Raw genomic sequence first — 11,222 nt, forward strand, 5'->3', positions numbered from 1 at the left:
TAAAGACCTGTATTGTGAAGTATGTATAGGCCGATCGTCGGGTAAGTTCAAAAAATACATTTTATCGAAAATATAATAATTAAATTTATCGCTATATTTTTCTTGATAAATTAGATAATATTACTGATGTTTCAGTATCCGTAAATAGTCAGCTTTATTTAGTTAAATAGGTATTTAAAATCAAAAATCTGGCTTATTTTGTAACAGGCGAAAGCCAAGAGTCGCCATCTAGGTAACAGTGGTAGCAATATTTGTCGAGTTTTGGGGGGAAGGGGAAAGAGGGAAAGAAAAAACCTTTAACCTTTACCCTTTAACCTTTTCCCCAAACCCAATGCCGAGTTAAAAATGCACAAAGCGAACAGTATTGACAGTGGTAGCGATTAAATGACTGCCGACTCTATGCAAATTGAATGTGAAAGAGATTATCAAATCTCATTAACAAGCTAGAGTAGATACCTGTAACATAACAACGAATTAGGTAATACTTACCTTTTGACTAATGACTCAAGTAGATATTCTGATCCTTTCAAATGGCCCAGGTGAAGTAACAACCTGGGTGCGTCCAGTAGTAAAGGCGTTGCGGCAAGAACTAGGGGATGACCGTTCTGTAGTGAGAATTTCTGTGGTATTATCGCCTTGCTCAAATGCCAGTGGTAAAGAAGCAGCGATCGCTCTTTCTTACCCCGAAGTAGATAGAGTTCAGGGAGCAGAACATTTTTGGCAATTTTTGCTTTGGGGTAAAACATTTGAAAATTGGGATTGGAGAAGTCGCGGTGTTATCGTTTTTTTGGGCGGCGATCAAATTTTTCCAGTGATTATAGGCAAAAAGCTCGGATATCGCACAGTTGTTTACGCCGAATGGGAAGCCAGATGGCATAACTGGATCGATCGCTTTGGCGTGATGAAACCCGAAGTAGCAGCCAAAGTCCCAGCAAAATATGCTCAGAAATTCACTGTTGTCGGCGATTTGATGCTAGAAGCTAGTAGTCATTTGTCCTTAGCAAACGACAAAGGACAAATGACTAATGACACAGACGCGTCAACAGTTTCTCAGAAGGTAGAACAAAAGACTGAATTGATTGGTTTACTCCCTGGTTCAAAAGCAGCAAAATTAGCCCAAGGAGTACCATTATGTTTAGCTATTGCCGAATACATTCATGCAAAAAGACCGCAAATCAGATTTGTGATTCCTGTAGCTCCAACTTTGGATTTACCAACTTTAGCTAGTTTTGCCAATCTCCAAAAGAACTCTATTGCTGAAATCTTTGGCTTTGGCGGTGCTTCCTTAATTATCCCAGAAGATGCTCAAGGCAAGGCATTGCTCAAAACTGCAACGGGCTTAACTGTGGAACTGTGGCAAGAAAACCCTGCATATCACTTATTATCCCAGTGCTGTATCTGCTTGACTACGGTGGGAGCAAACACTGCTGAACTTGGTGCTTTAGGAGTGCCAATGATTGTTTTACTACCAACGCAGCAACTTGACGCTATGCGTTCTTGGGATGGTTTACCTGGATTGTTGGCAAATCTGCCAGTAGTCGGTACGCTATGCGCTAAGGTAATTAATTGGTCATTTCTGAGATTTGTGAGACGCAAAGGTTTATTAGCATGGCCAAATATCTGGGCACAAGAAGAGATAGTCCCAGAACTTATGGGTAAACTTCAACCACAAGAAGTTGGGGATATGGTTTTAGATTTTTTGGCGAATTCAGAAAAATTGGATGATATGCGCGCTAAACTCCGTAATATTCGCGGTGAAAGCGGTGCAGCGCAGAAGATAGCACAGATTGTTGGTGAGGAAATTGGCAAGTAGGAACAGTTCGGCAGAATTTAATTGGAATTTTTAATAGTGGGACTTAGGACAAAAATTAAGCCCAAATGTAGCCCAAACTGGCTTTATAAGTAACAAACACGTCACGATAAACGGTCAACCAATCAAAAAATCGAAAAGGTATAGCCACAATTAATCTGAAGATTCGCCATTGCGTCGTCCCAGTTCAAAAATGCCACAACTAATACACGCAAGTATACCTAAGCTGATTCCCCAACTAGGCCCTAAACTGAGTTCTACACCCCAGTTAAATAAAGCGCCAACTACCAAAAAAGGCACAATGCTAAACAGTGAAGCGTAGAAAGCGTTTTGGGATTCTCTGGCTTTACGAGTCTTTTCAAATTCTGACTGGCTGGTGTAGAGCGATCGCTCGGCAAAGTTAAACCAGCGATTGAGTTGCTCGATTACCCATTCATTGACTTTGGAAAAACCTAGATATAGCGCCAATGACCACAAACTCGCTCCAGCGATCGCGATCGTGTCTAACTCAAAACGGAAAGGTAAAATTTCAGTCAGCATTGCTTAGGTGAGTCCTGCAAAGGGTTAACTTTAGCTGTGAGTAGATGCTAAATAAACCTCTTGTGCAATTTTAAGCATAAAAGCTGACAAGATTTCAACTACTTAACAAATTCCCGCTTTTTAGCTTGAAGCAAACCTAATTTACGGATTGCTGGGTAAATTATCGGGGTCGATACCAAGAGAACGTAAATGCTGTGCAAACTTTTCTGCTTTTTCTTCTGCCGTTAAATACCGATTTCCTTGTTCGTCATACCAAAATAGAAATTCCTGACCAATTCCACCAATAACACCTTGATGTCGTCCAATTCCTAAACCTACCTCTGGCATCCAATAAGGTTCGCCAATTTGTAATTGATAATTTTTATCTACCAATTTGTAAATTTCAAATGGTTAGTGTCGATCGCGTTGCCAATATTCGGGGTTGTAAATAATGTAGTAAAGTACGCCAAGTTTCCGATAAATTTCTAACTTTTCGTCGTATTCACTTCCTGGGGAATGGAATACCATCTCCAATGTTAGTATCGGTACTACCTCATTTTCTTCCCAGACAGCGTAACTTCTACGCGATTTACCACCTTTTTTGCGATCGACTCCCAAACTCAGAAACCCGTCTGGTACTATGGGGACTCTCGCATTAGCCCCTGTAGTGTGGTAGATTGCCATGTCTACGCCGAAAAACCAATCGGTGCGCGTTGCCCAAATCGAGGTTAATAGGAACAGTAGAATGTTGGGCAGAAAATTTTGATCCTCATTATCCACAGGTATATCGTCCGAGCAGGCTAGTTCGTCAGTGCTTGGAAGCCCAACGACTTTAAGATTTTCTGACAGCATGACTATTACCGCGGTGGCTTCGGTTTCTTTGATTATAGATAAATTCAACTTGCCAAGAATGTAGGGAAGGAACGCATTCTAATAGCGTTCTCGACCCCAGCTAAAAATAACTTGCAGGCAACTCTTTTGCTTATACCTTATGCCAGAAGTCTTTTTATCTGTATTCTATGCCAGGAACCGGACTTGAACCGGTGACACGAGGATTTTCAGTCCTCTGCTCTACCAACTGAGCTATCCCGGCTGGGGCTTTTGTGAGCCACGATTAATCAATGTAGCAAAGATAAAATAATATAGCAAGTCTTTGGAGAAAAATAGTTATGTAGCTTTCAAACTGAACTTAAACCAGATGAAAACGGCTACAAATAGGAGAAACTGGACAAGAACAATACTTGGCCCAGAAGCAAGGTTGAAAATACCTGAGACAACGATCCCAGCAATGCTGCTAATGGAACCAACTATTACCGACATGACTAGAAAGCGGCTAAAGTGGTGACTCATCAGTTTGGCGGTGGAGGCGGGAATGACCAAAAAGGCGTTCACCAGTAAAACACCGACAGCTTTAATCGCCACAGCAACGGCGAGTGAAAGCAAGACCACAAAAGCGTAACGGTACAATTGGACGGGAACGCCTTGAACTTGGGCGACATCGGGGTTAAGGGTCAATAAAATTTGCTGTCGCAGAGTTGATAGTAAAAATATGCTTCCTCCCACAAGGACTAGCAGCGTCAAAATCAAATCTGTGGTGTCGATCGCTAGAATATCCCCGAACAGTACAGCCATCAAGTTGCCACGATATCCTTTAATTAGGCTCGTGAGAATTAAACCGATCGCTAATGCCCCAGATAGCACTATACTAAGCACGCTATCGCTTGCTAAGTCGGTTTTGTCGATGAAGTAGAGGACAATAACCCCAAAAACTAAGGTAAAAGGTAACAACATCCAAGTAGGATTTATTTGTAGTAGCACACCTAACGCCACACCTACTAATGCCGCATGGCCAACTGCGTGGCTGAAAAAGGATAACTGGCGCAAAGTGACAAAACTACCCAACATCCCGCCAAGTATTCCCATCAAGGCAGCACCGACGATCGCACGCTGTATCGAAGCAAGTTGTAACAACTCTAGCAAGTCATTACTACTAGCGATCGCAAGCCAATTTATCTGACAATCATTGAAGAAATTTATAATTACTGGCATAATTCATTCTTTAATTACGAATTATTTTAATGTTGGTGCTGGTAGCGACTGAAACCTGGGCCGTAGGTTGCTAACAGGTTTTGCGGTGAAAGGGCAATTTCTGGCTTACCAGTACAGACAATGCTTTGGTTCAGGCAAAGCACGCGATCGCAATGCCGATTTACCATATCAATATCATGAGAAACTTGTAATACTGTCCAACCTTCCTCTCGCTTTAATTCATTTAGCAAAGCGTAAAAATCTGCTGCACCTTGCACATCAACACCAGCAAAAGCTTCATCTAATATCAAGAGTTTCCGAGACATTACCAAACAATAAGCCAATAAAACCCGCTTCAGTTGACCGCCACTAAGAGTACCAATAGCTTGATGCTGTAAATGATAAGCATCAGTTCGTCGTAAAGCTTCTGTTACTGCTGTCGATTTTTCTCGATCTTGTTTCCACAGCTTGGAGAAAAATGAATTTTTTCTTTTGCCTTCCTTAGTCCATCCTAGTCCGACTAATTCGCTGACAGAAATGGGAAAGCTGCGGTCAAAAATGAAGTTTTGCGGCATATAGCCCAATGCGTGGCGTAAATGCCCCAATCTGGAAATTGGACGACCCAAGATTTCAATCGTCCCAGCACTTCGAGGTATCAAATCTAAAACCGCTTTTACCAGGGTACTTTTACCAGCACCATTAGGGCCAACAATGGCTGTATCTGTTCCTGGTAATAATTCAAAGGAAACATCTCGAACAGCTAGATAGCTGCCTTGATAAACAGTTAATCCTTCTACTTTCAAAATAGGAATGTCATTAGTCATTGATCATTGGTCATTGGTCATTGGGCATTGGGCATTGGTCATTGGTCATTGGTCATTGGTCATTAGTCATTGGTTTATGCTTAGTAACTTTAAATAAAAGACAAAGGACAAATGACAAAGGACAAAGGACAAATAACAAATGACTAATCTATTTACACGATGTTTCTAGAGTTTGCAAATTCGCTTTCATTGCCTTGAAATAATGCTGTGGATCTGTTTCGCCAGTTTCTAGAGAATCCAGAGTACGCAAATTTAATTTCAAGTCTTTAGAAAGGCTGGTCAGCAGTTTATTATCTACTCCTGGTTCGCTAAATAAAGCTTTAACTTTGTATTTTTTCACAGCGCTGACGGCATTTTGAACATCTGTTGGTGAAAGTTGATCTTCGGGAATTTGCACCACAGCAACTTGTTTGAGGTTATAGCGTTTAGCTAAATATGGAAATGCATCATGAAAAGTAATAAAGGTGCAAGTGGGATTTTTCTGTAAAGTCTGCTGAAATTCACTGTTTAAACTTTCTAATTCTTTAATATAAGCTGTAGCATTTGCTTCGTAAGTAGCTTTGTTCCTCGGATCGGCAGTAATTAATCCATCTCGAATATTTGTTACCTGCTGTTTTGCTAAAACTGGATCTAACCAAACGTGAGGATTACCTTGACTATGTTCGTGGTCTTTTTCATCTGACGTAGTTTTGACGATAGGTGAAATTTCATTTAAGGGTTTAATACCAATACTTGCATCAATTTCAGTTAATTTGGGATTTTGGGCATTTTTGACAGTACCTTCCAGAAATTCCTCCAAGCCTAAACCATTTTTCACTAACACCTTAGCAGTAGCGATCGCTTTGACATTTCCTGGTGTCGCTTGGTATTCATGTACCTCCGTACCAGGTGGTACTAGAATTTCTACATCTGCAACATCCCCAGCTACTGCCTTAGTAAACAAATATATCGGCAAAAATGTCGCTACTACTTTAGTTTTTCCCGGCTGCGCCTGTGGGATAGAAGCAGCTTCTTGTGCTTGCGGTAACTGTTCGGAAGTTGTTCCCTGATTTGGATTCGATTGGCTACACCCATTAGCCATCGACAACATTAGCAGAGCAATTATGGGCAAGATGCCGCTTCTTTGCCTACCTGTTCTAACTTCTGTGCAATTCACAATCACGTATTTTGCCCCCAAAACGGATGCTGACTCTGCCTCTGTCAAAATTCCTATTGACAACTTTATACTATAATAATTCTCATTCTCATTCTCAGTACATAATATCATTCTGGGTTTGCTGTGTAATGAGTAATAACAAAACTTTTTCAGACGGTACAGCCCTGTGCAATTTAGTTTTCCCTAAATAATTAGGATTTCTTGACTTTTTTTGTTAAAAAGTTTCCTTACTTCTGATAAGATTGCTGACAAATATTCTCATAAAATACACGTTTAAAAAACGTGGTTTGGGTGTGAGTTGGAGATCGGTGTGAGGAGAGAAATGCAAAAATTTTGGAAATATCTGCTAGTTAGTCCAGCAGTCTGCGGTGTCATGCTATTTGTGAATACTGCTACATTTGCAGGTGAAACTTCTAGTATGTCTGAAATCAATCAAGTGCAAGTTTTAGCTAATCCAGACACAAAAGTTCAGACAAAAGCGCAAGTTACCTCCGTGTCTCAATTTTCTGATGTACAACCAACTGACTGGGCATTTCAAGCATTGCAATCCTTGGTTGAGCGCTATGGCTGTATTGCAGGATACCCAAATAGCACTTATCGCGGTAATCGGGCATTAACGCGATATGAGTTTGCTGCTGGTTTGAATGCTTGTCTGGATCGCGTTAACGAACTTATTGCGACAGCCACTGGCGATTTAGTTAACAAACAAGATCTAGCCACATTACAAAAGTTGCAAGAAGATTTTTCCGCCGAACTGGCGACACTGCGAGGTCGTGTGGATACAGTAGAAGCGCGAACTGCTGAATTGGAGGCGAATCAGTTTTCAACCACAACTAAATTGCAAGGAGAAGTTGTTGCAGTCGCTAGCGATGTTTTGTCAGGAAATACAGTTAACGGTGCGGAAATTACAGATAAGAATACAACTTTAGGGTTACGGGCGCGGATAGAATTCGTGACCAGCTTTACAGGAAAAGATACGCTGTTCACCAGAATCCAGGCTGATAATATTCTCAGCCCTAATATTGGTACGCCAGAAGGTAACTTATTTTTTGCTGGCGAGGATGGTACCACTAATGCTTTTATAGATGCCTTGTATTACAAATTCCCTCTGGGTGAAAAAACAGAGGTTACTGCTCTTGTCAACGCAGCCGCAGCAGATGATATTACCAGTACTGTCAATCTCTTTGACGGTGATGGCTCCTTTGGTGCTTTGTCCACCTTTGGTACACGCAACCCAATTTATAATCAGATAAATGGCGCGGGGTTGGCAGTAACGCACGAGTTCAGCGATAAATTGGCACTGAGTCTAGGGTATTTGAGTGGTACAGCTAATGACCCTACACCCAATAATGGTTTGTTTAATGGTTCTTATGGTGCGTTGGCACAGCTGACAGTTAAACCAAGCGATCGCATTTCTATCGGTTTAACTTACATCAATTCCTACAATCAACCACTACTCACAGGTAGTAATGCTGCCACTTTCCAGAATATAGCAGCTATCCAGGGTTTACCAGAAGATCAAGTAGGATTTTCCAGTAATTCTTACGGTGTCGAAGCATCCATTGGCATCACTGATAACATTGTCTTGGGTGGTTGGGCTGGATACACCAACAGCCAAAGCTTGAGAGGAACCCGCGGAGACGTTGATATTTGGAACTATGCTGTCACTCTTGGCTTCCCTGACCTCGGTAAAAAAGGTAACTTAGCAGGTATCATTGCTGGTATGGAGCCGAAAGTGACAAATTCTAACATTGCAGGGTTGGATAGCGATCCTGATACATCCTATCATGTTGAGGCTTTTTACCAATATAAGGTGAGTGACAATATCACCATTACTCCTGGAGTCATCTGGTTAACATCTCCAGATCACAACGACAATAATGATGATGTTGTTATTGGTGCATTGAGAACCACATTCAGTTTCTAATTTTTAAAATCTTAAAAGAAGACGCAAAAGATAAATTTGCGTCTTTTTTGTGTATAGGTTTAAAAATAGAACTTAGCATTTTTACCCAGCTTGATATCTTAAAACAGTGCGAGTTCGACAGTTAGGAAAAGTCAAAAAAGTTGCTCGATATGAATTTGCTCAACTGAACATCCATGCAGCTTGAAAAAAGTCGCGTTCACAAAACATCGCATAACGATAAGTTGAATGCACAACAGAGTTGGTAGTGGCATAATTGTCAACCAAATTTTCTAATTGTTGTGCAAGTGGTTGAAAATCTGCGCTGCTATAAGTACGAATCCAGTCTGCATATTGATGATTAGGAATACCGTCACCAGCCAATTTTTCTCCTAAAAAGGCATACAAACGCATACAAGGAGACATCGCCGCAGCAGTTAAACCTACATCTTTGCTCCAAGCAGTTGCTAACAAAAAATCAGTATAGCGGCGGGTAGCAGATGCAGGTTCTACAGCATACAAATTGACTCCCCATTCAGAAGCATAGCTACTATGCAGACGAAGTTCTTCTAAAACTCCACTCGCTAAATTATGAAATATGGTGAAACCTAACCAGTCTGGTGCTTTAGCTGCGGCGATACTGTAGGCACGGGCAAAAGCTTCTAAGAAAAAAGCATCTTGCCCTACGTAGTAAGCAAATTTAGCTTGTTCAAGAGTACCATCGCCAATGCCTTGAACGAAAGGATGCTCTAAGCAAGCTTGGGCTAAGTCTTGATTTGCTGCCCATAATTCGTTAGATAAAGTCATTTGTCATTTGTCATTTGTCATTTGTCATTTATCATTTGTACTGCCCTTCGACTACGCTCAGGAACCACGGAACAGCCTCTCCAAGAGTTGTATTTGTTAACTGTTATTATCTCCTTTAAAAAGGGAAGAAATTGAGCAAGACTGAGCCAATACTTCCCAAAAAGTCAACGAAGCTGGGTTTACCAGTACTTACCTTCTCATTGACGGGTGTTTGCAGTTCTTTTATAAAAGTTTGGGCTGTTAAAGTTCCAGTGCTGTTGTTTTGGGATGTAAACAATTTTTCTGCAACTTGAGCATCCTGGAATGCACCTTGTCTATCTAGTATTTGGTAACGAGCGACACCACGAGCAAGATAAGCATCTGCATATTCTGGTTTAATTGCGATCGCTTGATTAAAATAACTGATTGCTTGCTGTTGGTTGCCTTTTTGCCCTTCTGCTACACCCAAAGCATAAAAATCTGCTGGTGAAGCAATTTGTGATGGTATCGCAACTGCACCTTGAAAGTTAGTCCCATTCAAGTAAGCGCCAGTTAGTTCTGCATTTGCTAAATAAGTATTTCTCAAATCAGCACCCGTCAAATTTGCCCCATTAAATTTAGCTTCGCTCAGGTTAACGCCAAATAAACTCGCGCCACTTAAGTTTGCACCCCGCAAATCTGCACCGCTCAAGTTTGCACGGCTGAGGTTAGCACCTGTGAGATTAGCACCGCTCAAATTGGCTCCAGATAAGTCAGCCATCACTAAACCTGCACTCGTCAAATCACAGTTTTGACATTGTTTGGTTGCTAATAACTGTTTAACATGTTCAGAATTAGCTGCTTGTACGGTCGTTGTCAAACTAATCGTGGTTAAAAATGCAACTGCACTTAGAAGTTGATTTTTCATATTTGTGTAATATTTTTACTCAGTGCCAGTGTTGACTGAGATAGATTTATACCTCAGCATTATGATATGAGCAATCTCAATAATTTGTCCTCTGTAGTTGCCTACATCACTTATAAATTGGTGATACCTTTCCTGTGGAACCTTACGCTAAAGGATTATAGAAAAGTCGGAAAAGTATAAATTGAGCCGATATTAAGATTGATAACCCCAGTAACAAGGGTAAATGAGCATCATTCGTCAAGATAAATGATACACTTTACTAAAGACAAAACTGATGTTACAAAATTAAACTCACTGCAAAATATCGCTTCCAAAAAATCATCTGTAACATCCAAATAATTAGTATTTTTTAAAATCAAGTCAATTAGTAGAACAGTATCCAAGCCTCAAGTTTGCCCTATAACTGGACTAGTCATTATCATCAGGGATGCTTTAACTCAAGAGCAAAATGATAGATTTGCTTTTGGATACCCTGATTTTAAATAAATATGAGACTATAGAAACATTAAGGCAGTCAGAAAAACGTGAGTCAGCAAGACAAACTCTTAGACAAAATTATCTCTGGGACTTCTGATACAGATATCCCCTTCGCCCAACTGTGGCAACTTTTATATACACTAGGCTTTGAAGAACGGATTCGTGGCGATCATCGTATTTTTGTCAAAGCCGATGTTGAGGAGATATTGAACCTGCAACATAAAAAAGGAAAAGCCAAAAATTATCAAATTAAACAAGTTCGGGCAGTGATTCTCAAATATAAGCTAGGAAGTAAAAATGATGTTTCGGTATGAAATTATTCTCTACTGGAGTGAATTAGATCGAGCTTTTATTGCTGAAGTTCCAGAGTTATCAGGCTGTGCTGCTGACGGTGATACTTATCAAGAAGCCCTGCATAATGTAGAATTAGTTGTGCAGGAATGGATAGAAACTGCTAAAGATTTGGGGCGTCCAGTTCCTGAGCCTAGACCACGTTTGATGTACATTTAATTGATACACAAACTAAGTTAAACCGATTTTTTAGCATCATCATAAATATTTAATCCCACATTAAATACGGGTCGGAAAAATTTTCGCTAAAAGACCTAAAAAATTCTATCTGCTGCCATTATCGTATCTAAGTTATAGCGATTCTCATTTGAATGGGTACACAGTATTGCCCATATTGTCAATTGCAGCTCAAATGCTTGTACCACAAGTCGAATTACCTCCCTTAGTCCCCCCTTATAAATCTACCGTGTATACACAAGTCTTAAAAACCTAGCCTTAAGTTAGGGTCGGGGTGTGCATTA

10 protein-coding genes, 1 tRNA gene and 1 pseudogene are annotated in these 11,222 nt (G+C 40.5%); 4 read left to right on the forward strand and 8 right to left on the reverse strand.

Features of this window, described 5'->3' with window-relative positions; all coding sequences use genetic code 11:
• The first annotated feature begins 499 nt into the window (after positions 1–499).
• On the forward strand, positions 500–1,813 hold the full coding sequence (locus tag RM368_RS04190; protein ID WP_322692883.1) for a lipid-A-disaccharide synthase: 1,314 nt from the start codon (positions 500–502) through the stop codon (positions 1,811–1,813).
• Between the two features lie 150 nt (positions 1,814–1,963).
• Here the strand turns inward: RM368_RS04190 and RM368_RS04195 are convergent, their stop codons facing one another.
• From RM368_RS04195 to RM368_RS04220, 6 genes and pseudogenes are all read right to left on the reverse strand, one after another.
• Positions 1,964–2,350, reverse strand: a complete 387-nt coding sequence (locus RM368_RS04195) for a hypothetical protein (RefSeq protein ID WP_322692884.1) — start codon at positions 2,348–2,350, stop codon at positions 1,964–1,966.
• A 141-nt stretch (positions 2,351–2,491) separates the two neighbouring features.
• Positions 2,492–3,181, reverse strand: a pseudogene (locus RM368_RS04200) (Uma2 family endonuclease).
• Positions 3,182–3,349: 168 nt separating this feature from the next.
• A tRNA-Phe gene (locus RM368_RS04205) sits at positions 3,350–3,422 on the reverse strand.
• 74 nt (positions 3,423–3,496) lie between these two features.
• Positions 3,497–4,378, reverse strand: coding sequence for a metal ABC transporter permease (locus RM368_RS04210; RefSeq protein WP_322692885.1), 882 nt, complete (start codon positions 4,376–4,378; stop codon positions 3,497–3,499).
• 26 nt (positions 4,379–4,404) lie between these two features.
• On the reverse strand, positions 4,405–5,181 hold the full coding sequence (locus tag RM368_RS04215) for a metal ABC transporter ATP-binding protein (RefSeq protein WP_322692886.1): 777 nt from the start codon (positions 5,179–5,181) through the stop codon (positions 4,405–4,407).
• Positions 5,182–5,329: 148 nt separating this feature from the next.
• Complete coding sequence (locus tag RM368_RS04220; RefSeq protein ID WP_322692894.1) at positions 5,330–6,271, reverse strand: metal ABC transporter substrate-binding protein; 942 nt, start codon at positions 6,269–6,271, stop codon at positions 5,330–5,332.
• 388 nt (positions 6,272–6,659) lie between these two features.
• Here RM368_RS04220 and RM368_RS04225 point away from each other — a divergent pair, with 388 nt between their 5' ends.
• The gene (locus tag RM368_RS04225; protein ID WP_322692887.1) at positions 6,660–8,264 is read left to right on the forward strand and encodes an iron uptake porin; all 1,605 of its coding nucleotides are present in this window, start codon (positions 6,660–6,662) and stop codon (positions 8,262–8,264) included.
• Between the two features lie 159 nt (positions 8,265–8,423).
• On the opposite strand, the gene RM368_RS04230 is transcribed toward RM368_RS04225, so the two are convergent.
• Both RM368_RS04230 and RM368_RS04235 read right to left on the reverse strand, forming a co-directional pair.
• Complete coding sequence (locus RM368_RS04230) at positions 8,424–9,047, reverse strand: TenA family protein (protein ID WP_322692888.1); 624 nt, start codon at positions 9,045–9,047, stop codon at positions 8,424–8,426.
• Between the two features lie 115 nt (positions 9,048–9,162).
• A complete protein-coding gene (locus tag RM368_RS04235; RefSeq protein ID WP_322692889.1) occupies positions 9,163–9,933 on the reverse strand; it encodes a pentapeptide repeat-containing protein in 771 nt (256 codons plus the stop codon).
• Between the two features lie 524 nt (positions 9,934–10,457).
• Between RM368_RS04235 and RM368_RS04240 the strand changes: the two genes are divergently transcribed.
• Positions 10,458–10,724 carry a type II toxin-antitoxin system HicA family toxin gene (locus tag RM368_RS04240; RefSeq protein ID WP_322692890.1) on the forward strand — a complete coding sequence of 89 codons (267 nt, stop codon included), beginning with the start codon at positions 10,458–10,460 and terminating at the stop codon, positions 10,722–10,724.
• Positions 10,708–10,920 carry a type II toxin-antitoxin system HicB family antitoxin gene (locus RM368_RS04245; protein WP_099103575.1) on the forward strand — a complete coding sequence of 71 codons (213 nt, stop codon included), beginning with the start codon at positions 10,708–10,710 and terminating at the stop codon, positions 10,918–10,920. Before RM368_RS04240 ends, RM368_RS04245 begins: the two co-directional genes overlap by 17 nt.
• Positions 10,921–11,222: the final 302 nt, after the last annotated feature.

The sequence above is a fragment of the Nostoc sp. DedSLP03 genome, from assembly GCF_034530815.1.
Lineage (GTDB): Bacteria > Cyanobacteriota > Cyanobacteriia > Cyanobacteriales > Nostocaceae > Nostoc.

What these genes read in the sequence shown, in the direction of transcription:
- RM368_RS04190 (WP_322692883.1), top strand. Translation starts at nt 500, where the DNA reads ATGACTCAAGTAGATATTCTGATCCTTTCAAATGGCCCAGGTGAAGTA.
- RM368_RS04195 (WP_322692884.1), bottom strand. Translation starts at nt 2,350, where the DNA reads ATGCTGACTGAAATTTTACCTTTCCGTTTTGAGTTAGACACGATCGCG.
- RM368_RS04210 (WP_322692885.1), bottom strand. Translation starts at nt 4,378, where the DNA reads ATGCCAGTAATTATAAATTTCTTCAATGATTGTCAGATAAATTGGCTT.
- RM368_RS04215 (WP_322692886.1), bottom strand. Translation starts at nt 5,181, where the DNA reads ATGACTAATGACATTCCTATTTTGAAAGTAGAAGGATTAACTGTTTAT.
- RM368_RS04220 (WP_322692894.1), bottom strand. Translation starts at nt 6,271, where the DNA reads ATGTTGTCGATGGCTAATGGGTGTAGCCAATCGAATCCAAATCAGGGA.
- RM368_RS04225 (WP_322692887.1), top strand. Translation starts at nt 6,660, where the DNA reads ATGCAAAAATTTTGGAAATATCTGCTAGTTAGTCCAGCAGTCTGCGGT.
- RM368_RS04230 (WP_322692888.1), bottom strand. Translation starts at nt 9,047, where the DNA reads ATGACTTTATCTAACGAATTATGGGCAGCAAATCAAGACTTAGCCCAA.
- RM368_RS04235 (WP_322692889.1), bottom strand. Translation starts at nt 9,933, where the DNA reads ATGAAAAATCAACTTCTAAGTGCAGTTGCATTTTTAACCACGATTAGT.
- RM368_RS04245 (WP_099103575.1), top strand. Translation starts at nt 10,708, where the DNA reads ATGATGTTTCGGTATGAAATTATTCTCTACTGGAGTGAATTAGATCGA.